This is a genomic window from Pantoea sp. JGM49 (genome assembly GCF_018257655.1).
Classification (GTDB): domain Bacteria; phylum Pseudomonadota; class Gammaproteobacteria; order Enterobacterales; family Enterobacteriaceae; genus Pantoea; species Pantoea communis.
Window position 1 is genome coordinate 46,838 of sequence record NZ_JAERJM010000008.1, and the last position, 21,814, is coordinate 68,651.

14 protein-coding genes and 1 pseudogene are annotated in these 21,814 nt (G+C 52.5%); 6 read left to right on the plus strand and 9 right to left on the minus strand.

All coding sequences use genetic code 11. The features are described from left to right. Window positions 1-129 precede the first annotated feature (129 nt). The 5 genes from JK231_RS14955 (at window position 130) to JK231_RS14975 (ending at window position 10,953) form a co-directional block, all read left to right on the plus strand. Window positions 130-5,679, plus strand: a complete 5,550-nt coding sequence (locus JK231_RS14955; RefSeq protein ID WP_211728927.1) for an autotransporter outer membrane beta-barrel domain-containing protein — start codon at window positions 130-132, stop codon at window positions 5,677-5,679. Between the two features lie 320 nt (window positions 5,680-5,999). Further along, a complete protein-coding gene (locus JK231_RS14960) occupies window positions 6,000-7,445 on the plus strand; it encodes a sugar porter family MFS transporter (RefSeq protein WP_097117911.1) in 1,446 nt (481 codons plus the stop codon). A gap of 144 nt (window positions 7,446-7,589) precedes the next feature. Continuing rightward, window positions 7,590-8,411, plus strand: a complete 822-nt coding sequence (locus JK231_RS14965) for a TIM barrel protein (protein WP_211728928.1) — start codon at window positions 7,590-7,592, stop codon at window positions 8,409-8,411. Between the two features lie 33 nt (window positions 8,412-8,444). After that, window positions 8,445-9,455 carry a Gfo/Idh/MocA family oxidoreductase gene (locus JK231_RS14970; protein WP_211728929.1) on the plus strand — a complete coding sequence of 337 codons (1,011 nt, stop codon included), beginning with the start codon at window positions 8,445-8,447 and terminating at the stop codon, window positions 9,453-9,455. 259 nt (window positions 9,456-9,714) lie between these two features. Then, window positions 9,715-10,953, plus strand: coding sequence for an aromatic amino acid transporter (locus tag JK231_RS14975; protein WP_211728930.1), 1,239 nt, complete (start codon window positions 9,715-9,717; stop codon window positions 10,951-10,953). 75 nt (window positions 10,954-11,028) lie between these two features. Here JK231_RS14975 and JK231_RS14980 read toward each other — a convergent pair whose 3' ends face one another. The 7 genes from JK231_RS14980 to JK231_RS15010 are packed head-to-tail and all read right to left on the minus strand — an operon-like array spanning window position 11,029 to window position 18,222. Then, window positions 11,029-12,414 carry an amidohydrolase gene (locus JK231_RS14980; protein ID WP_211728931.1) on the minus strand — a complete coding sequence of 462 codons (1,386 nt, stop codon included), beginning with the start codon at window positions 12,412-12,414 and terminating at the stop codon, window positions 11,029-11,031. After that, complete coding sequence (locus JK231_RS14985) at window positions 12,414-13,184, minus strand: cysteine hydrolase (protein WP_211728932.1); 771 nt, start codon at window positions 13,182-13,184, stop codon at window positions 12,414-12,416. The genes JK231_RS14980 and JK231_RS14985 overlap by 1 nt, the downstream gene beginning before the upstream one ends. A gap of 1 nt (window position 13,185) precedes the next feature. After that, a complete protein-coding gene (locus JK231_RS14990; RefSeq protein ID WP_211728933.1) occupies window positions 13,186-13,608 on the minus strand; it encodes a cupin domain-containing protein in 423 nt (140 codons plus the stop codon). A 2-nt stretch (window positions 13,609-13,610) separates the two neighbouring features. Beyond that, on the minus strand, window positions 13,611-14,549 hold the full coding sequence (locus tag JK231_RS14995; RefSeq protein WP_211728934.1) for an ABC transporter permease: 939 nt from the start codon (window positions 14,547-14,549) through the stop codon (window positions 13,611-13,613). Next, on the minus strand, window positions 14,546-15,661 hold the full coding sequence (locus tag JK231_RS15000) for an ABC transporter permease (protein WP_211728935.1): 1,116 nt from the start codon (window positions 15,659-15,661) through the stop codon (window positions 14,546-14,548). The genes JK231_RS14995 and JK231_RS15000 overlap by 4 nt, the downstream gene beginning before the upstream one ends. Further along, window positions 15,654-17,195 carry an ABC transporter ATP-binding protein gene (locus JK231_RS15005; protein WP_211728936.1) on the minus strand — a complete coding sequence of 514 codons (1,542 nt, stop codon included), beginning with the start codon at window positions 17,193-17,195 and terminating at the stop codon, window positions 15,654-15,656. The genes JK231_RS15000 and JK231_RS15005 overlap by 8 nt, the downstream gene beginning before the upstream one ends. A gap of 16 nt (window positions 17,196-17,211) precedes the next feature. Further along, window positions 17,212-18,222, minus strand: coding sequence for a BMP family protein (locus JK231_RS15010; protein ID WP_211728937.1), 1,011 nt, complete (start codon window positions 18,220-18,222; stop codon window positions 17,212-17,214). A 106-nt stretch (window positions 18,223-18,328) separates the two neighbouring features. Between JK231_RS15010 and JK231_RS15015 the strand changes: the two genes are divergently transcribed. Beyond that, window positions 18,329-19,228 carry a LysR family transcriptional regulator gene (locus JK231_RS15015; RefSeq protein ID WP_211728938.1) on the plus strand — a complete coding sequence of 300 codons (900 nt, stop codon included), beginning with the start codon at window positions 18,329-18,331 and terminating at the stop codon, window positions 19,226-19,228. 37 nt (window positions 19,229-19,265) lie between these two features. Here the strand turns inward: JK231_RS15015 and JK231_RS15020 are convergent, their stop codons facing one another. Both JK231_RS15020 and JK231_RS15025 read right to left on the minus strand, forming a co-directional pair. Beyond that, window positions 19,266-20,093 (minus strand): creatininase family protein, encoded by an 828-nt coding sequence (locus JK231_RS15020; RefSeq protein WP_211728939.1) that lies wholly within the window; start codon window positions 20,091-20,093, stop codon window positions 19,266-19,268. Window positions 20,094-20,328: 235 nt separating this feature from the next. After that, window positions 20,329-21,252, minus strand: a pseudogene (locus JK231_RS15025) (substrate-binding domain-containing protein). Window positions 21,253-21,814 lie beyond the last annotated feature (562 nt).

A 21,814-nucleotide genomic window follows, 5' to 3' on the forward strand; every position in this document is an offset into this window, starting at 1 on the left:
TTACGAAATGGTGAGATAACTCGACATAATGCACTCTCCATTCTTGTTCTCACGTTTATTAAACCAATCGTCATGCGCGGTATTAGTTTTTGCCGCGCGAAAAATATTATTTTCTCTCTGGAGGAAAGGATGTTATTTAAATTAAAACCGCTGGTTATCAGTTTGCTGGCTGCACAAGGCATTATGATTCCTGCGATGCAAACCAATGCCGCCGTTATTCAACCCTTTGACCCTGCGAAAAATGACAACAAAGTGGGGGTGTTTTGCGTGTGCAACGGCAGCACACAATCGCTAACGGGGTTGCCGCAATTTACGCCGGGTAAAAGTGGCGAATTGCAGGTCTCCATTGGCGAGTTACAGGATCAAGGCCGGTTGGTGACAGATAACAACTTATTAGGTAAAGAGAGGTTGAGCTTGGGGGTGCAGGATTTCACGATCTCCGTGCCTAATGAGGATCACCGCTCTTACAGCAATTTCCAGACTTACAACACTGCCGCGTTAAGCAATCTCGCGCCGGTCGATAGCAGCACCCTGGTCACCGATTTCGAAGAGGTGAAGAATCAGCAGTACATTGATGCGCGTGTTGCCTCAGTGAGTAATGGCACTATCAACGTACAACTAGGCACTGAGGGAGCCAGCACGGTGGCAAATGGTTGGGAGATGGCGGCAAAGCAGAGCCGCTTATTCACTGCCAGCAACAAAGGCAACATGAACTGGGATTCGGATAACCGTATCACATTTACCGCGACGCAGATTCCTGCCGTGTCGCGATGGGGTCTGAATGTGGACAATCTGGTGGCGTATAACGGCGCATTTAGTGTGACCAGCCTCTATGGCGATACCACCGACTTTAACGTGACGTCGTTGAGCGACCTGCAAAATTACAACGACTGGCTGATTGAGCAACTGCAGAATGGCCAAATTAGTTCCGCTGATTACAACAACGAATTTAATAAAGCAGTGACGCTCAGCAGCGGGCAGGTGGTGTGGGGAGTGAATACCCCGGATGACGATGAAGCTTTCCTGCCAATAGGCGAGCGCGTGGTGCTCAGCGCTGACGGTGCCAATGCGCGTGCCACTATTGAGGCAGGAAAAACCCTTGAGGTGGCGAATGCCAACGGCGGAGCGATGCGCGCGGACAATGGTGCCACCGCAACCATTAACGGCAAGTTAGCGAGTACCGGTAGCGGAATCACCGATAATGATGCCCTGGTATTAACCAACGGCAGCAGCGGCATCAACAACGGTGTGATTAATAGTGGTTTCTTTAATAACGCCGATGGGAGTGGCATTGATACCAGCACGCTCGGCATTAACGGATTAGCGGTGAATGCCAGTGATAGTCACTTTATCAACAACGGCATTATCAACAGCGCGGGATCAGCCGTTGTGCTGGATAACAGCGAAGGGGTGAATAACGGCACCATCAATCTGGTCGGCGACAACGGCAGTGCAACAGCGGTGACGCTTAGCGGCGATGCGAGCACCTTTACTAACAACGGCACAATCTATCTTGGCCGTACGCCGCAAAATCATCCCGGTGATGCAACGTCTGACATTATGCTGGATAGCGCCACCGGTATCCTTCAGTTGGGTCGCAACAGCGCAGTCAACAACGGCCACATCATCATGGGTTCGGGCGTACAAAGCGGCGCGGCGATGAGCGTGACGGGCGGCGCGGATGCCGTCACCCGTAATAATGGCGTCATTGATGTCAATGGTCGCGGCACTGGACTGGCGGTGATGGACTCTGGCAGCGGCGGTCAGGTGGGCAATGCCGGAGTGATTAACCTGAATGGCGATAACGGTACCGGCCTGTTGGTGACGGCGAATGACGGTGCTCTTTCGCACGCCTGGTCGAGTGGCCCAATCAGTATTGCTGGCAATGCAAATGTCACGGAAGGAACACGTAACACCGCAGTATGGGTGAAGGGTATCAATAGCGGCGTCGCTTCGGCGGAGATCACCGGACCGATCACCTTAAACGGAGTTGGCGCGATTGGGATACGCGCGGAAGGCAATGCCACGGTGAATGTGTCGCAGGCGGCTCTACCCACGGGTAATAGCGGTGCCGATCAAATCACCTTTCTCGCTATGGGGCCGAACGCAAAAATTTTACTGCCCGAGAATGGCCACTACGGCGTAACGGGAAATAACGCATCCATCTTTCGTGTGCAGGATGGCGCGAGCTTTGATGGCAGTGGCATGACGTTAACTTCAAACGGCAACCTTTCCACCGCCGTCCTGGGCAGTGGAGATAACACCACGGTCACCACTGGCAATGCCATCTTTAATCTCGGCGAAAATGGCATCGGGTTGCGTATTGAGGGTGCTGCGCAGGGCACGATTGACGCTGCAACCACCGTCAATATGAATGGCATACATAGCATCGTGGCACAGGTACAAGGCAATCGTACCGACCTCAATGGCAATATTACCAACTCCACAACGCTGCCTTACACCAACACGCTGCTGACTAACAATGCCAATATCTATGGCTCGCAGGATCGGCAGATTGGTTTTATTGCCAGTAGCTCTGGGCAGCTGATCAATAACGGTGATATCGCACTGGAAGGCAGCAACACGGTGGGGATTGGCTCGCTCGGCGGGAATGCCACCAACAATGGCACTGTGTCGATCACGAATGGCAGTAGCGGGCTTTACACCGAGGGTTATACCTATTCGGTTGGCGCTCGTGCGACCAACAACGGCACGATCAATGTCTCCGCCGGCAATGCCAGCGCGACACAGCCTTCCGTGGGCGGCGTAGCTTTTGGGGACGCAGCTTATTTCTACCAAAATGGCACCATCAATCTGTACGGTGAACATGCGGTGGGTGCGCAGGCGGGCAATGGCGGAACGGTAGTGATTGGTGAAGGCAGTCAAATTGCATTCCATGCTGCCAATCAAATCGGTTATCAGGCGCTTGAAGGCTTTAGCAGCATTAGCAACAGCTCCAATTTGACGACGGATGCGGAGAACGTCTCGTTACTGAGTGCAGGCGACGGCGGCTATATCAATAACCAGGGTACCGTCACCGTCAATGGCAACAACAGCCGCGCGGTTGCACTGACGGATGGCGGCCTTCTGATCAACAGTGGTTCGATTTCCGCTTATAAAGGTGTGGCTTTGGATGCCTCATCAGGAGCGTCAACTTATCGGCAAAACAGTGGACAGATCTATTCCGAAGGGACCGCTGCCATTCGTGTTGGCAATGGCGGTTCGCTTAACATTATTGGTGATGGGCAAGGCGAACAGTACAACAGTTACAGCAGCAATATCTGGTCCAGCGGTGACGCAGACACGGTGGTGATTGATAACGGTGCCGCAGGGTTTATCGCCGATCATATGGAATTGAGTGGTGCCCGTAATCTTATTAATAACCGCGCTGAAACCAGCAATATTGCACTAAATTATGTGCGACTGGACGTCAATGGCGGTAATGGCATTCGCTCGGCAACGTCGTTCGGCTATGACGACCATGTTTATATCAACGTCAGCAGCAACAGCCTGACCAACGCGCCCGGCATCGGCTATCTGTTTGCTAATGAAGATGGTTCTGTCACCCACAACGATTTGACCCTCGGTCCCAATTACACCATTTTCCTTTCGGGTGCCAATACTACCGGCGTACGCGCTAATACGACCGGCAGAGTGATCAACAAAGGCTTTATCGGTGTGTATGACTTTAGTGGCGGATCGGCGATTGTCACTGACACCGCCAGTGAAGTGATTAACCGGGGCAGTATCGTCTCAAACAGTAAAGTCTCACCGGTGATTGATCTGCGCGGAGGGCAAACACTGTTTATCAACCAGGGGCAAATCAGCGCCACCTTCCCGGATATTGAGGTGGTGGCGGGCGGCGCGACCAACGACCGCATTGCACTGATGTCAGGCAGCGTGGTGGGGGATGTGAATACGGGGGCCGGTAACGACATCGTGCAGGTGTCCGGCGGCACGCTTAATGGCAGCGTGACAATGGGGAGCGGCACTAACCAGGCGCTGGTGGAGAAGGTTGATCTGGCCAATACCCGGCACATCACCACGCAGAATGGCGCAGGCAGCACGCTCTATTTTAATGACATCAATGCGCGCGGCGGGTCATTTAGCGCCGATGACCTGAGCAAAGGCACCAACCTTGGCGGTGGCTGGAGCACCATCAACTTCGATAACACTCAATGGACGTTGACCGATAACCTGAAACTGGCGCACAGCACTATTAATATCGGCGAAGGCTCAACGGTGTATGCGGGCGACGGCGTCAATCCACTGCTGAGTGGCGCCACCGACGGTTCGCTGGTAGTGAATAATGCCGGTACGCTGGATCTGACTAATGGCAATGGTGTTCCGGGCAACACGCTAACCATCGATGGGGATCTCAACTCAGCTGGCGGACGCGTGAAGCTTAATACGCAAATTGATACAGGCGTTAGTGACAGTGTGCGTGTGAATGGCAATACCAGCGGCACCACTCTGCTGGATGTTAACCCGACGGGGAACCGTCTGGCGGTGATGACGCCTGAACAGGGCATTGCACTGGCGCAGGTAACCGGCAATGCCAGTGCTAACAGCTTCGCGCTGGCAAAGGGCTATGTCGCCGCGGGTCCTTATCAATATGGTCTTTACAGCGGTTCTAACGGAACCGGTCAGGATTTTCGTCTCGCGAGTAACTTTGTCAGCGATGCAGCAGGTAATGCGGTGCGCCCACAACTTACGCCTCAGATGCCATCTTATATTTCTGCGCCCATCGGGCTGGCCTACTACAACATGGCGGTGATGGACGATCTTCATAAGCGACTGGGAGAGCTACGTCAGGATTCAGGCAGCAGCGCGGGCAACGGCGGTGAGATGTTTATCCGTTATCTGGGTTCCAATCTCACCTACAAGACGGATCGCAGCCTGAGTCAAAACGGCTACGATTTTGATCTTGATTACAGCGCGGTGCAACTGGGCGGCAATCTGATTCATCTGCAAGGCACCAGCGACAGTTTGCGAGCAGGCGTGGCCTATACGCGCGGTAATGCCCGTATTCGTCCTGATGCAGCGGACGGTTACAGCTCGACCAGTTTCGATAGCGATACCTTGTCGCTGTACGGCACCTGGCTGCGTGACAGTGGCTTCTATGTTGATGGGGCACTGTCATTCGACTGGCATCGTGGCGATACCGATATTGCGCGGCAAAAAGAGGTGGGCAAACTGAAAGGCAATGGCTGGGGCGCGTCACTGGAAACCGGCTATCCGTGGCAGTTGGGCAATGGCGTACGTCTCGAACCGCAGGCGCAGTTAATGTACTTGCAACTTAACATGGATAATCTGGTGGATCGGGATAACACACGCGTCAGTTGGGGCAATTACGATCAAACCATTGGCCGCGTGGGCGTGCGTTTGGATCGCACCTGGCAAGATACAGCCGGCCAGCAATATACGCCTTATCTGCGCACCAGCTATACGCGTGGTTGGGGAGGGGCGGCCACTACGCGAGCGGGCATTAACGGCGGCGCGGACAGTGTCAGTTTCGACAGCGGGAAGTTCGGACAGATGTGGGATGTGGGCATCGGTGGTACGGCCGCGCTAAAAGGGAATCTCTCATTGTATGCCGAGGCCGACTATCGTCAGGAAATTGACGGTAACGGTACGAAAGGCTGGCGCTATAACGGCGGGGTTCGCTGGCAATTCTGATCGCGTTTACCTTACGCCAATACCCATTGGCGTAAGGTTTTTCTTATTTCCTCTCTCGAATGTTTAAATACATACACGCCGCTATTAATAAACATTGCCCACCTCAATCCAGGGTTATTCGAATCCATCTTCGCCTCTCACTCTTTAAATTAACGCTCCCTTTTGATGTTTAACCATCAAAATAAACCAGCCAGAATGCTTGATATCACATTTCGGAAAATGAATTTCAAATAAAAATTAACATGAAATAAAAATACCGATAGCGTCATTTTCTGTTTTGTTCTGCTGTATTTCCAAATGCGTTTTTACCAGGAGAGGTTATGGAAAAAGAACTGTATATCTCGACCAATACCGCGTCAGGCCCGAATAGCGTGACGCGAACTGAGCCTTTTGTGAAGATTATTGCGCTGGTGGCAACGCTCGGCGGATTATTATTTGGCTACGATACTGGGGTGGTATCGGGTGCACTGTTATTTATGCGCAGTGACCTGCAATTAACGCCCTTCACCACGGGCCTGGTGACCAGCTCGTTACTGTTTGGAGCCGCATTCGGCGCTTTACTGGCCGGACATTTCGCCGATGCCATGGGCCGGCGCAAAATCATCATCACTCTGGCGTTTATTTTTGCCCTTGGCGCAGTCGGTTCAGCCTTTGCGCCGGATGTTGTGTCGATGATTATGTCACGACTTTTCCTCGGCATTGCCGTGGGCGGTGCTGCGGCGACTGTGCCGGTGTATATCGCTGAAATCGCGCCAGCCAATAAACGCGGCCAACTGGTGACCTTACAGGAGTTGATGATTGTATCGGGTCAACTGCTGGCGTATGTCTCGAATGCAACCTTCAATGAAATCTGGGGCGGTGAACATACCTGGCGCTGGATGCTGGCACTCTCGACTGTTCCCGCCGTGCTGTTGTGGCTGGGCATGATTTTTATGCCAGAAAGCCCGCGCTGGCTTGTGATGCGAGGCAATATCCGCGAAGCCAGGCATGTGTTGGAGAAGACCCGTGCAGCAGACGATGTTGAGTGGGAGTTAGAAGAGATTGAAGAGACCATTGAAGAAAACCGGCAGAAAGGTAAAGGTCGGCTGCGCGATCTGCGTACGCCCTGGCTACGTAAGGTGTTTCTGTTAGGTATTGGTATCGCTGCCATCCAGCAGTTGACCGGCGTGAACACCATTATGTACTACGCGCCGACCATGCTGACAGCAACGGGGCTGAGCAATGATGCCGCGCTGTTTGCCACCATTGCCAACGGCGTCATTTCCGTGTTGATGACCCTGGTCGGGATTTGGATGATAGGCAAAATCGGTCGTCGACCGCTGGTGCTGGTGGGACAGATGGGCTGTACGGCTTGCCTGTTCTTTATTGCCGCCGTGTGCTTCTTCATGCCGGAATATCTGGCAGGCGGAGAGGTCAATCTGCTGCGTGCCTATCTGGTATTGACTGGCATGCTGATGTTCCTGTGTTTCCAGCAAGGCGCACTTTCCCCGGTGACCTGGCTGCTGCTTTCGGAGATCTTCCCGGCGCGCATGCGTGGGATCTGCATGGGCGGCGCGGTGTTCGCCCTGTGGATGGCCAACTTTGCTATTTCAATGGCATTTCCAATATTGCTGGCTGCTTTTGGTCTTGCAGGCGCATTCCTTACCTTCGCGATCATCGGTATTGGTGGCTCGATGTTTGTGCTGCGCACCATTCCGGAAACGCGAGGGCGCAGTCTGGAACAGGTCGAGCATTACTTCTTCGCGCTGTATGACGGCAAGCCTTAGGATGGATTTGCGAGCTTGATGTAAATCACTCAACGATGACGCAGTATAAATCCAGAAGATAAATTACTATCAAAACACGCTAAACACTGCAGCAAAACAGAATAACCAAAACACAATGCGCTGATAATCATTTCAGGAAATAACATGAGCCAGAAAATAAGCCGTGACCGTTTTTGTATTAATCGAAAAATTGCGCCGAACTTAACTGTTAATCAGTTTATCACCTTGGTGAAAGATTTAGGGATAAATAAGGTCGAGATTCGTAATGATATGAAGGGCGGAAGTGTGACGGATGGTTTAGGGGGCGAGAAAATTCGTGAATTGGCAAATCAACATGCGCTGACCATCGAAACAATCAATGCGGTGTATCCCTTTAACCAGTTATCCGCTGAGATATTGGAAAAAACACGGGGTTTATTAAAAGACGCACGTGAAACCGGGGCGAAAGCGCTGGTGCTGTGCCCACTCAATGACGGAACGGTGGTCTCCAGTGAACAAACGGTTGCCGCTTTAAAAACGCTCGCGCCGCTGTTCGCCGAATACGGCATTGAAGGGCTGGTGGAACCTTTGGGCTTTCCACAGAGTTCGCTGCGTTCGGCGGCACTGGCACAACAGTTGATCAAACAGGCAGATGTGCCATTCAAGATCGTGCTCGATACCTTCCATCATCATTTGTATGAAGGCGCAGAACAGGACTTCGCCGGTGGCGTTGACGTTAACCGCATCGGATTGGTTCACCTGTCTGGTGTGACGGATACACGTCCAACTGCAGAATTGACTGATGAAGAACGCATTATGCTCAGCGCTGATGACATGTTGCAATCGAAACGACAAGTCCAGCGCCTGGAGGAGAGAGGTTACACCGGTACTTACGCGTTTGAACCCTTCTCGTCAGTGATGGAAGCGTGGAGCGAAGCGGATATCGCGCGTGAGATTCGTACCAGCATTGATTATCTGAACCATTAATTTTACTCGTACAGAAGAACGAAGAAACAAACCATGACGCTGAATATTGGTGTAATTGGCACTGGCGCAATCGGGCGCGAACACATTCGTCGTTGCAGTCAGGTGCTGCAAAACGCTCGCGTGGTTGCACTGAATGACATCAACCGTGCTAACTGCGAGCAGATCCTGACCGATCTCGCGCTCAAAGCCGAGATCTATGACAATGCACATGACCTGATTAATGCTCCCGATGTACAGGCGGTTCTGGTGACATCATGGGGCCCGACACATGAAGAATTTGTGCTGGCAGCGATTAAAGCCGGGAAAGCGGTATTTTGTGAAAAGCCGCTGGCGGTGACGGCGCAGGGTTGTATGAACATTGTGGAGGCGGAGATCGCGAGTGGTAAAAAGCGCGTGCAGGTTGGCTTCATGCGCCCTTACGATAGCGGCTATCGTGCATTGAAAAGCGTTATTGATAGCGGAGACATTGGCGAACCCTTGATGCTGCACTGCGCACACCGTAACCCGGAAGTCGGCGATGCCTACACCACGGACATGGCGATTACCGATACGCTGATCCATGAACTGGATGTTCTGCGCTGGTTGCTGAAAGACGATTACGTCAGTGCTCAGGTGATTTATCCGCGTAAAACCCGTAAAGCCTCATCGCATCTGAAAGACCCACAGATAGTGCTGCTGGAAACGGCGAAAGGTGTGCGTATTGACGTCGAAATTTTCGTCAACTGTGCCTATGGCTATGATATCCAGTGTGAAGTGGTGGGTAAGACCGGGATTGCGAGCTTACCTGAGCCGATGTCCGTTCAGACGCGAAGCGCGGCTAAACTCTCCACGGGAATTCTGACCGACTGGAAAAAGCGCTTCATCGATGCCTATGATGTGGAATTGCAGGATTTCATTAACAATGTGTTGTCTGACAACATGACGGGCCCATCGGCCTGGGATGGCTATGCTGCGGCGGTTGCTGCCGATGCTTGTGTTGCCGCGCAGAACAACGGTGAGATTGTGCCGATTACCATGCCACCACGCCCTGCGTTTTATCAATGACGGAAACACGGGCGCACCAAGTGCGCCCGTGTCAATTTTTAGTGTCAGCAAGTTTGTCATTCAGAGATTTTTCCTGATTCTGTTCACCTAACTATGTTGTTGATGAATTCATCAATAACAATCCTAACCCCCGTCTTAACGAATGACGCTGTCACCCTACGCTGACACTCAGCGCGTCACGACCTGCTGCCGTTGCCTCTCCCTCACGCCGCTTTCCGTGTAATATCGCCGCCTTTGATGTTTGCAGGGATTTTACAAAATGACGGATTTAACCTTGAGCCGTCGCCAACCCTCTGTTTGGTGGGGCGCGATGATTATCTGCGGCACGGTGGTGGGTGCGGGTATGTTCACCTTGCCAATTGTGATGGCCGGTGCATGGTTTGGTTGGGCGCTGCTGCTGTTATTGGTGACGTGGGGCGCGATGTTGCTATCAGGTTTGCTGTTTATGCGCACCAGCCTGCATTATCCGCAGGGTTCGGGTTATGACACCTTAACCAAAGATCTACTGGGTCGCGGTTGGGCAACGCTTAACGGTCTCAGTATTCTGTTTGTGCTGGGCATCCTGACTTATGCCTACATCTCCGCCAGCGGTCCGGTTTATCAGCACTCGCTCAATCTGGCGGGGCTGCCGCTCTCCACCGCCGGTGCGAAAATCACGCTAACGCTCTGCGTTGCCGCCGTGGTGTGGCTCGGTACCACTGGCGTGAGTCGTTTAATGACCTTCTGCGTACTGGCGAAAATCCTGCTGTTGATCCTGCTCTTTGGTGGTTTGCTGACGCAGGTCAGTTTACCTTCGTTGATCAGCGCGGCGCCAGTTGGGGAAAGCTATTGGCCTTATGCTCTCGGGGTATTGCCGTTTTGTCTGGCGTCTTTTGGTTATCACGGCAATATCACCGGGCTGGTGAGTTATTACCGCGGCAATAAACGGCATATCACTCAAGCGCTGGTGCTCGGTACCCTAATGTCGCTGGCACTCTATCTGTTCTGGGTTACCAGCACCATGGGCAATTTGCCGCGCGCGGCATTTCCTGCAATCGTGCAGCAGGGTGGCGATATCGCCGCGCTAATGGCGGCGCTGAGCAATCATCTGCACGTCAGCACACTGTCATTGATGATGTCGATCTTTTCGCATTTCGCTGTGATTGCGTCCTTTCTCGGCGTTACAGCCGGTCTGTTTGACTTCATCGCCGATCGTTTAGGCTGGGGCAATTCTCCTGCTGCACGGCTGAAAACTGCCTGCCTGACCTTTCTGCCACCGTTGATGGCGTCATTATTCTGGCCACATGGCTTTGTCGCCGCGATTGGCTTCGCAGGACTGTTTGCAACGCTTTGGGCCGTTTTTATCCCGGCAATGCTGGCATGGAAAGCACAACAGCGTTTTGCCGGGATGCCGCGTTCCACGCTCCCGATTGTGTTGGTGATGATTTTCGGTGTGCTGAATATCGTCGCCTGGTTACTGAGCTGGGTGGGCTGGCTGCCCACCTTCGGTGGCGCTTGATTTAACGCAATTCAATCTCACCTGCTGATTGAAGGGGGTGTTTATTGGGTCATTCAAAGCCATAAGAAACACCGATTAAAATGCCATTGAACGCCAGCCTCGTGGCGTGTCATTGCCGGTTCGTGCGGCCAGTGATTGTGCCGCACGTTGTGAACGCGCCATTACGGCTTGCTGGTTGATCTGAGTAAATTCGCCATTTTGCAGCAAATGCGCACCGTCAACAAATACATCATTGACTTCATGACCTAATGCGGAATATACCAGCGATGAGACTGGGTGGTGGATGGGTGTCATCGCCGGATGCGAAGTATCAACAATAACCACATCCGCGCGCTTACCGACTTCTAATGAACCGACCAGATGATCAAGACCAATGGCTCGGGCACCATCAATGGTGGCCATCTCCAGCACCTTCTCTGCGGTCATAATTGTCGGATCGCGATGGACCCCTTTCTGCAGGAGTGCGGCAACTTTCATCGCCTGAAAAAGGCTGTGATTATTGCTACTGGCAGGGCCGTCGGAGCCGAGCCCCACCGTTAATCCAGCCGCCAGCATTTCAGGTATGGGAGGCACGCCGGACGCGAGATACAAGTTACTGCATGGATTGTGTGAGACGCGTGTGTCGTGATGTTTTAGCGCGCGGATATCACGAGAACTGCACTGCACACAGTGCACGGCCAATACATCAGAACCGAGGAAACCGATATCACTCAGGAATTCGGTGTCTGTTCCCTGAAAACGCAGTTTGGCTTGTTCAATTTCAAAATCAGTTTCCGCCACATGCGTAGTGATGAGTACGCCAGTTTCATTGGCTAGCTCACGGGTACCGCGCAGCACTTTCTCATCCAGAGCCCAAATCATACTGGGTGCCAGGCCCACTTTGACGCGGCCGTCGGCTTTATGAAATCGATGAATAACCTGACGTGCGTCTGCCAGCGCGGCTTCCGGCGTTTCGATAAGTGCTTCAGGGATGCCATGTTCAGCTCCGGTGGTCAGGAATCCACGGCATACATGACCGCGAATACCACTGACCTCAAAAGCTTCAATGACTTTTGCGGTCAAACCCGGCCGGGGATGGGCATACATAAAATCGACCAGCGAAGTGACACCTGAGCGCAGAGACTCCATGCAGCCGTGCAGGGCTGCGGCATAAACATCCTGTTCCGTTAACGCGACAGCACTCGGTCCGGTCATACAGGTGTACCATTTTTTCAGCACCATGTCGTCGCCCAACCCTTTTAAGAGCGTCTGAAACAGGTGCGTATGCGTGTTGACCATACCCGGAATAATAATGCGTTGACGGCAATCGATAACCTCTGCCTCAGGATATTGCAGGCTGAGCGTCTCGCGTGTTCCGATGGCACGGATATGCTGGCCTTCAATCACCAAACTGGCTTGTTCCAGGATTTCACGCTGTGGGTTCATGGTGATAATCCAGCCGTCGGACAATAAATAACTCATCAATCACACTCCAACTGCTGTTGTAATTGCGATGCCTGAACGACAAAACCGAAGCACTGTTGCACGTTGTACAGCGTGGCGTCGCGGCAATAAGAGGGTGAAGTGGTTGCGCTGCAATCCTCAAGAAGCAGGCAGTCATAACCTCGAAAGTTTGCGTCTTGAAGGGTGCACAGCACACATTGATCGAGGTTCACGCCAGCAAACAGCAGTGTTGTCACACCAAGGTTACGCAGAATGCTGTCGAGTTCGCTGTCATGAAAGCCGGACATACGATATTTGTTGATGCGGATATCGCGTGAGTCCGGCGTTAACTCTTCAACAATTTCAGCCGCCCAACTGCCGGCTTCCAGCACAGGCGCACCGGAAAGGGGGAGAGGATCACCTAAGCCAACGCCATCGCCATAGGGGTTATAAACATGCAACAGCGCAGGGCTGAGATTGAGCTTATCGGGTCGATTACCCCAGTTAAGCCAGATCACCGGCACCTCAGCTTGACGCAGTACCGGTAGCAAATGTTGTAGCGGCGCGATGGGCGCGCGTGCAGGCGTGACATCAACCCCGATGTGGCCAAGCCAGCCATTGGGATGACAAAAATCGTTCTGCATATCAATCACGACGATCGCGGTGTGCTGCAAATCAAAAATCACAGACCTTTCGCCAGTGCTAAGCTCGACCGAGCGTGAAACTTGCGTTGGTCGACGTGTATCAATGAGTTCTTTTGAAACACGCCATTGGTTAAATCGGTTGCTGCCCAATACGTTTAACCCCATTTCAGGCTCCCGTCAGAATACGCAAATCTTCACTGTCTAATGTGACAGGGTCACCGCTGCGAATCAGTTCGGAAAAGCCCTCGTTTGGCGTCATGACCGTCAACGTATACAGCTTTTCAGTTCCCGTGTTACGTATGGCATGATCGTTACCCGGGTGTAACAACAACGAATCACCTTTCCTGATCACCAACTCGTCATTATTACAACGCGCCACGCCTTCGCCATGAAGAACATAGAAAAACTCATGGGCAGTGGCATGTTCATTAGGAGGCGTCGCGCCGCCGACGTTAAAGATCTCTACAACAAAGATATGATCAATGCCATCAAGGGTTTTATCGCACAGGATGGCGAAGTAGTTGGTGCTGTCCGGACTAATACGGAAAGCCTGAACATCTTTCAGATTATTGAAACGAAACGTTTTCATCATTATTCCTTTCGATAAGGCTGAGTCAGTGCGCCGGGTTGTAATGTGCGTCCCACGACACCTGACATCGCCAGAATCGTGAGCAGATAAGGCAGAGCGAGCAGCACCTGCGGTGGCAGCGTGTTTTCAAACAGCTGTAAAGAGAGTTGCAGTGCATCAGCCGCACCAAAGATAAAGGCGGCGAGCAGGGCTTTTAGTGGGCTCCAGCGGCCAAAAATCACGATAGCAAGCGCGATAAACCCTTGACCACTGACGATATTGTCGCGAAACAGGCCAATTTGCGCGGTGACCAGATAGCCACCTGCTAAACCCGCTCCAACACAGGAAAACATTACGCCCCAGGTTCGGATTTTCAGTACGTTCAGGCCGGCAGCATGCGCAGCTCGCGGGTTTTCTCCAACGGCGCGCAGCGAAAGTCCAAAGCGCGTATGAAACAGGCAATAATGTGCCAATACGGCCAGAATCAGCGTGAGGTAAAGGGGCAGCGGCTGCTGGAACAGAATCGGTCCAACGACGGGAATGGATGAGAGCACCGGAATATGCCAAGGCTCCAGCATAGGAATGGTTGGCGACGAGCCATTGCCCATCACCAAGGCATAGATCCACGATGCAAGCCCGGCAGCGAGAATATTAAACACAATGCCAACCACGACCTGGCTGGCATGTGCGCGCAGATAGAGCGCGGCCAGCACGCAGCCAACGATCAAGCCGCCAACGCCACCCGCGATAAAACCCAGTGCCGTAGAACCACTTTCAACCGCCATCATGTAACTGGCCAGCGCGCCAAGTAAGATGGTGCCTTCAATGCCAATATTGAGCACGCCGGAACGTTCGGAGTAGATTTCACCTAGCGCAGCAAGTAGCACCGGTCCGGCGAGTCGGATCGCGGCGGCAAGCCAGCTGATAAAGAACGCGGTATCGAGATTAGCCAGCAAATTCATGATTGCTCCTCCACAAATGGACGGCTGGATCTGCGTAAACCCGGTAAGTTAATGCGGTAGTAGCGCAGCAGATCGCCGGCAAGGATTAATAACACCACCAGACTTTGCAGGATTAGCACCACTGATGTCGGTAAACCGGTTTGGCGCTGCATGGCGCTGCCGCCCACTTCGAGCCCGCCGTATAAAATCGCAGTAGGGATTACCAGTAACGGATTCAGACGCGCCAGCAAAGCGACGACCACGCCGATAAAACCCACCCCTCCAGAGATGCCATCCATTAAGCGATGTTGAACGCCAAGCACCGCACACAACCCGGCAAGCGCAGCTAATCCTCCGCCGAGCAATACGGCCCCCATCTGACGACGGTTAACATCAACTCCGCTATAGCGTGCAGCACGTGGATTCAGGCCTGCGATTTTTATTTCAAAGCCCGCGGGCGTGGCACGCAACAGCCAGAATACAAACAGACTAGCGACCAGAGCGATGGCGATTCCCCAATGCGCACGCATGCCACTCATGACAAACGGTAACCAGCTATCGGCGGGCAAACGTGGCGTTTGTGGAAGGTCGCCCGGGGCACGCATCGGTCCGGAAACAAGGAATTGCACGATGAATAACGCAACGTAATTTGCCATTAATGAAATCAGGACGTCGTTGCCGCCGAATTTGACGCGAAGCGCACCGACCCAGCCGGCCCAAATGGCACCCGCTAGAAACGCGGCCAGTAAAACCATCGGCCAATACAACAGAGGGGGGATGGCCCACGGAAAACCCTGCGGTGTACCTGAAAGCGCGATCCAACTGGCTGCTGCAGCGCCCAGTAAAAAGCAACCCTCAAAGCCGATATAACCCAGTCCAGCTCGCCACACCACAATGGTCGCCAGCGCGATGAGCATGAGCGGCGTGGACTGGACTATGCTCAGACCAAGACTGCGCAGAGAGCCGAATGCTTCATTGAACAGGAAACCATAAGCTGATAGCGGATTACCGCCGAAGGGGATAAACAACAATCCCGCGATAGCAAAAGCGGCGATAATGCCGCAGATGCTGGTCAGCATCTGCGCGCCAGTCGATTCTGCAGGGGCGAGACGTCTCTCAAGCAGCTTATTCACGTTCGCCTCCTTTTTGCAGATGAGCGCCCGCCATAAGCTCACCCAGTTTTTCTGCTGTTGCTTCATGAGCAGGCAGTTCGCCTGCGATTTGTCCGCTGTACATCACGGCGATGCGATCGGACAGGTTAAGAATCTCTTCCAGCTCTGCGGAAATCATCAGAATGGCGCAGCCGCGATCGCGCGCCGCAATTAACCCTTGCCACACGCTCTCAATCGCGCCAACATCCAGGCCGCGTGTGGGTTGTTCAACCACCAGTAAGCAGGGATCGCTCGCCACTTCACGACCGAGTATGAGCTTCTGCAAATTGCCGCCAGAGAGTTTTCCCGCTTCGAAATCCGCATCGGGTGTGCGTACGGCGAAACGTGCAATGATATCGCGGGCATGCTGGCTGATGCGCTGTCGGTCCAGCAACCAACCACCTGCCCGAGTGAAACGGTGTTGGCGGCCTAACAAGGCGTTGTCAGTGATTGATAACGCTGTGACTGAACCGACGCCACGACGATCGGCGGGGATAAATCCCATCCCTTTATGACGACGGACTGCCGGGGAATCCTCGCTGATATCGGCCCCATTTAACAAAATGCGCCCGGCCTCCAGCTTGCGCAAATTGAGTAATGCTTCAGCAAGCTCGGACTGGCCGTTACCTTCGACCCCAGCAATACCCAGAATTTCACCGGCTGCAACCTGCAAAGAAACGCGCCAGATTTTTTGCTGACCGCTGGCATCCCGGACCGCAATATTGTCGACATGCAATACCGTTTTACCCGGCTGACAGGGGGATTTCTCCACGCAAAGTACCACATCACGGCCCACCATGCGGCGGGCCAAATCGCGCTCTGAAGTGTCATTGATATCGACCGAATCGATCATCCTGCCGCCGCGCATCACCGAAACATGATGGGCGATAGCCATGATTTCATACAATTTATGTGTCACGATCACGACGGAACGCCCTTCAGCGCACAGTGATTTTAACGTGGCAAACAGGCCTTCTTTTTCTTGTGGCGTAAGCACTGCAGTGGGTTCATCAAGAATCAGTGCCTGGGCGTCGCGGTACAATAATTTGAGGATCTCAACGCGCTGCTGCACGCCAATGGGCAAATGTTGCACGTTCGCCCAAGGATCAATCGCCAGACCGTGCTTGTCAGAGAGCGCCTGTAACCTCTGAGCCGCGGCTTGCAGATTGAGCGCACCACTACGATTCTCTTTCAACCCCAGCACCACGTTCTCGACCACGGTCATTGGCTGTACCAGCATGAATTCCTGGTGAACCATACCGATGCCGCAGTGGATGGCATCACTCGGATCGCGAAAACGCCGGGGTAATCCATCCACGACAATCTCACCTTCATCTGCCTGATACAGGCCATACAGAATCTGCATCAAGGTGCTTTTACCTGCACCGTTTTCTCCCAGCAAGGCGTGGATTTCACCGGCTTTTATGCTGAGTGAAACGCCATCGTTGGCCACGACGCGAGCAAAGCGTTTGGTGATGTGATTGAGTGCCACGCGAACAGGTGCTGTTGCTGTCATAACAAGTTCTCGCCGATTAAACAGTTGGTTTCAACGCGCCACTGTCGAGCTGCTGCCAAATGGTCTGGAATTTAGCCCATGCATCCGCGCTGACGAGTTTGCTGTTGTACTGTTCATTACCGCTGACCACCGACCAGGCTTTACCCACCGTTGGATGCCACTCATCACCGCCTTTGAAGGTTTTGTTTGCTACCGACTCGCCGACTTGCTCAACCATCCAGTCGAGGTTCTGACGGAAGCTGCACGCGACATAATCCGGTGCGACATCACGCTGATCGACATAACAACCGATGGCCTTCACTTTACCCGCTGCAGCGCCTTGCATTGCGCCTAAGCCGGTCACATCAGCGGCATGCCAAATGACATCTGCTCCATTGCCAATCATGGTGGTGGCCGCTTCACGTCCTTTAGCGGCGTTGTCATAGTCGCCAGTGACCACACCCATACCTTTGATGCCGGGGCGGGTCTTTTCTGCAGCCTGAATGAAGGCCCGCATCATGGCTTGCTGAGTGGGGTTATCGCCTCCGCCAACAAAGCCGACGGCTTTGCCTTTATCGGAGATCAGTGCCGCCAGTGCCCCTGCAGCATAGGCGCCTTGTAAATACGCGAGGTTGACGTATTCAACGTTACCAGGTGATTTCTCACCGGGTTTGAACGTTGAGGCGAAGAAGTAGGTTTCTGGGTATTCCGGCGCAATTTCGGCAAATGCGGAACCGTATTCGAAGCTGTGACCAATGATTAGGGTGTAACCATCGTCAGCGTAACCTCGGATCACTTGTTCCATTTGAGCTTGCGGTACGCTTTCACTGTAGGCGACGCTAAAACCGGCCTTTTTCAGGCTCTGTAATCCAGCAAATGCCAGTGAACTCCAGCCACCATCGGCAACAGAGCCAGGCAGCAGCAGGGCAATTTTTATGGTGTTATTCGCTGCCATTGCGCTGCGCGACAGCATGGGAGCCAGAGCCGGTAATAACAGCGCGCCAGCCACTAATTTCGCAAATTTTCTGCGGGATACGTCTGACATCATGTGTTCTCCTGGTGTGGTTTAGATGTATTAATCACCGGAAGAGCATTATCTTAAAAGCATCATTTTTCGCACTTACTGATGCCTTAAAGGCAACGCAGAGGAAAGCATGCTCCAGCACCGTTTGTTTATTTATATCGACCAAATAGCGCGCAGTGGTTCGATTCGCAAAGCAGCTGAGCGTTTACATATTTCGGCCTCAGCCATTAATCGCCAACTGATTGCGCTGGAAGAAGAGCTAGGCACACCCTTGTTCCAGAGACTGCCACGTAAGATGGTGCTAACCGCAGCGGGCGAAGCCTTGATTCATCACGTGCGTCAGAGTTTTAAAGAAATTGAAATAGCGCAGATGAAGATTGAGGAATTGAAAGGACTGCGGCGCGGTGAAGTCACAGTAGCAATGATGAGCGGGCTGGCCGCCAATCTTATTCCCCTTACGGCAGCGGAGTTTCGTCGTGCTAATCCACGAGTGAAATTGCATCTTCAGCAACTCACCACGGGTGAAAATATCACCAATGCAGTAGCAAACGGTGAAGCAGATTTGGGGATTGGGTTTGATTTTGAACTGCAGCCTGTGCATCGAAAACTTGCCAGTGTACCTGTGCGACTGGGGGCCGTGGCGGGTACAGGTCATCCGCTGGCTGAAAAAGCCAGCCTACGTCTTAGTGACTGTCTGCCTTATCCCGTGGTGATTGCTGATAAATCTATGGTCATCAGGCCATACTTGAATGAGGTTTTCGCGCGAGCATCGATCAATCTGCAAACAGTCATCGAAACTAATTCCATTGAGGTGATGCGCCAGTCAGCGATGATGGACCAGACGCTGACTTTCCTGACACCGATTGATATCGAATCAGATCAACGAAGCGGGCGATTGATCTATATCCCGGTCCGTGAGCTTGCGCAGCATACACAGACGCTGATGTTGATTGGTCACGATCGCGGAACAAGCGCTATTGGTAGCGTATTTGCGGAGACACTAAAAGGTATGATGTCGACGTTGCGTTAGCGTTGAGGGCGTCCGTCTGGTTGCCCTCAACGTCTGCTTAAACCTTCTTTGATCGGAAGGCAGTTTCACCTTTGAGGAAGTCCAGGTTAAATGCTTGCACCTCACGAACCAAGGTGATTAAGGCTTGTGCTGCACGGTCGGTGGCAATCTGACCCCGTTCCGCATCTGCAGCGGCTGCATTGCCTGTGGTGCCTGAGAGATGAAGGTCTTGTGCCATCCAGCCGAATCCTATGCCGCCTTCAGGGGTGAGTATCCCGCCACTGGCCTCCAACGCCACTGAGGTTGAGACGAAATCATCAGCATATGCCATCTGCACCAATTCGGGATGCAGATGCAGCATCATACTGGTTTCTGATTCTCCACCGTGAATGCCGTGCTGCATCTCTTTTTCGCTATACAGGTCTGATGCATCAATTGTCCGGAACCAGCTGGCCCCAACGGCAAACATCCCCAGTTCGATGCGCAGTTGACGGCAAACAATCTCCATTAATTGCGGTTGGCCGCCGTGGGAATTCCAGAAAATGATTTTGCGAATGCCCGCCCGCCAGGCGCTTTTTGCTACTTCAAACCACACTTTGCCCAGCACTTCATACGGCAGTGAAAGCGTACCAGGATAAGCCAGGTGTTCGTCTGATTTGCCAATCGGCAGGGCGGGTAACACCAACATTGGCAGGTCGTCGGGCATGAGTTCAACGGCGCGTTGAATTATGCCCGCATTAATGGCGGCATCCACGCGTACCGGCAGATGTGGACCATGCTGCTCAACGGCTCCAATCGGTAAGACAGCCACTATGTTTGCCATATCGAGTTCACTAAATTCCCGAGTGGAAAGATCCCACCACCAGGGCGAAGACGGTTTTACCATGTTAACCTCCATTTTTTAGCTCAACATAGCGGGTTGCCACTGCAATGGAAGCAACAAAATTCGTACTGAACGTTGCCTTTAAGTCATCCTTCCTGACAAGGTACTCTTCAAAATCTCACTGAAAGCGGCACACGTTTTTGCTTTGCTGCTGTCATCATCAGGCCCCTGAAGCAGGATAAAGTCTGCCTGCGGAAGCGAAGGTCATTCCCGGCGGCCCTGCGGGCCGCCTTCCGTCTCATTTTTGATTCTTGTCTGTAAACGCCTGGTAATTTTCTTTCGTGACGGTCTGATAGGGCACCCAGTTATAGGCTTCGGTTTTTTTGCCGGTCAGCATATCGCTTGCCACATTAACTGCGCCAATGGCCTGGCCTTTCGCATCCTGGAAAATGGTCACCGCCATTTTGCCATTCTTGATGAATTGCAAATCATCCGGTGTGCCATCAATGCCAGCCACTAACACATCGCTCTTCTTCAACTGATCCAGTGCCATAATCGCACCAATTGCCATCTCATCATTGTTAGCAACAATGGCGTTGATCGAATTGCCATCCTGTAGCCAGGAGAGGGTTTTATCGACGGCTTCATTGCGTTGCCAGTTAGCGGTCTGCTTTTGAATGACTTTAAGACCTGGATGAGCGCTGACATAATCTTCAACGGCTTTAGTGCGTTGGCGCGCTTCCTCGGTAGAGAGTGAACCCATCAGGATGGCGATGTTCCCCTGGTTGTTCATGCGTTTTGCCAGCGCTTCAATCTCCATTTTTCCACTCAAAGCAGAGTCGGAGCCAACGTAAGCCATCTTACCGCTCAGGGGCACTTCAGGTTTACGGTTGACGAAAATCAGAGGGATATTGGCTTTCTTTGCTGCAGCAATCACAGGCATAACACCTTGCGTGTCTACCGGGTTCACGATAATCGCGTCGGCACCCTGATTAATAAAATCATCAACCTGCTAGATTTGCAGTGAAACATCGCCTTTGGCATCGGCAAACTGGCTATTCAATCCTTTCTCTTTCAACTGCGTTTCCATTTGACTGCGGAGGATTGAAACATAGTTAAGATCCAGATTCGCCAGAGCAACGCCCACCATATACGTTTTGGCTTGCACGACAAACACACTGAGTAAACCACAGGCGATTATTATTGCTTTAATTATATTCATGTTTGTATCTCTGTAAGGTGGATAGGGTATTTGTGCACCCGGGTGCAATAAATTGCGTATCAACACACAGTGCTGTGTATATTTTTCGCTGTGACCCTGAGCGCGTAACATTACTTTCAGATGAGGCTAGAAATTAGTCAACGCGCTAAAAATTGATTCCTTAATCTGGATCACAAAATTTGGGCGAAGCATCCTAACAAGAGAATAGAAATGCTACCGGGTGCAAATTTTTTCTGGCAATGCTCCGCTTGTTTATTACGGGCTTAAGTTACAACATCCAATAAAGTCTCTGAAAGATGCGCATCAGTAAGCCACTGCGTCGATTGAAGCTAAACAGCAGTTTATCGCGCGCATCTAAAGATCTGTCATCGGGGGGCAGTTAAAGATTACAAAGGTATTGATAAACTTCAGCATCGCGTTTATCTGGCGTGAATCGAGAGCACTGCCGGCATTGGTGAGAGATAACCCGATATTGCTTCAACAACCCAAGTTCGTTCAGGATGCACAGCCAACCCCTTGAGCCATAACACTTCTGCTCATAGATTTTTTCGCGAATGCTTTT

Coding starts and splice junctions, on each gene's coding strand:
- JK231_RS15020 (WP_211728939.1), bottom strand. CDS start 20,093: ATGGTAAAACCGTCTTCGCCCTGGTGGTGGGATCTTTCCACTCGGGAA.
- JK231_RS15005 (WP_211728936.1), bottom strand. CDS start 17,195: ATGACAGCAACAGCACCTGTTCGCGTGGCACTCAATCACATCACCAAA.
- JK231_RS14960 (WP_097117911.1), top strand. CDS start 6,000: ATGGAAAAAGAACTGTATATCTCGACCAATACCGCGTCAGGCCCGAAT.
- JK231_RS14955 (WP_211728927.1), top strand. CDS start 130: ATGTTATTTAAATTAAAACCGCTGGTTATCAGTTTGCTGGCTGCACAA.
- JK231_RS14975 (WP_211728930.1), top strand. CDS start 9,715: ATGACGGATTTAACCTTGAGCCGTCGCCAACCCTCTGTTTGGTGGGGC.
- JK231_RS14970 (WP_211728929.1), top strand. CDS start 8,445: ATGACGCTGAATATTGGTGTAATTGGCACTGGCGCAATCGGGCGCGAA.
- JK231_RS14980 (WP_211728931.1), bottom strand. CDS start 12,414: ATGAGTTATTTATTGTCCGACGGCTGGATTATCACCATGAACCCACAG.
- JK231_RS14985 (WP_211728932.1), bottom strand. CDS start 13,184: ATGGGGTTAAACGTATTGGGCAGCAACCGATTTAACCAATGGCGTGTT.
- JK231_RS15010 (WP_211728937.1), bottom strand. CDS start 18,222: ATGATGTCAGACGTATCCCGCAGAAAATTTGCGAAATTAGTGGCTGGC.
- JK231_RS14995 (WP_211728934.1), bottom strand. CDS start 14,549: ATGAATTTGCTGGCTAATCTCGATACCGCGTTCTTTATCAGCTGGCTT.
- JK231_RS14965 (WP_211728928.1), top strand. CDS start 7,590: ATGAGCCAGAAAATAAGCCGTGACCGTTTTTGTATTAATCGAAAAATT.
- JK231_RS15015 (WP_211728938.1), top strand. CDS start 18,329: ATGCTCCAGCACCGTTTGTTTATTTATATCGACCAAATAGCGCGCAGT.
- JK231_RS14990 (WP_211728933.1), bottom strand. CDS start 13,608: ATGAAAACGTTTCGTTTCAATAATCTGAAAGATGTTCAGGCTTTCCGT.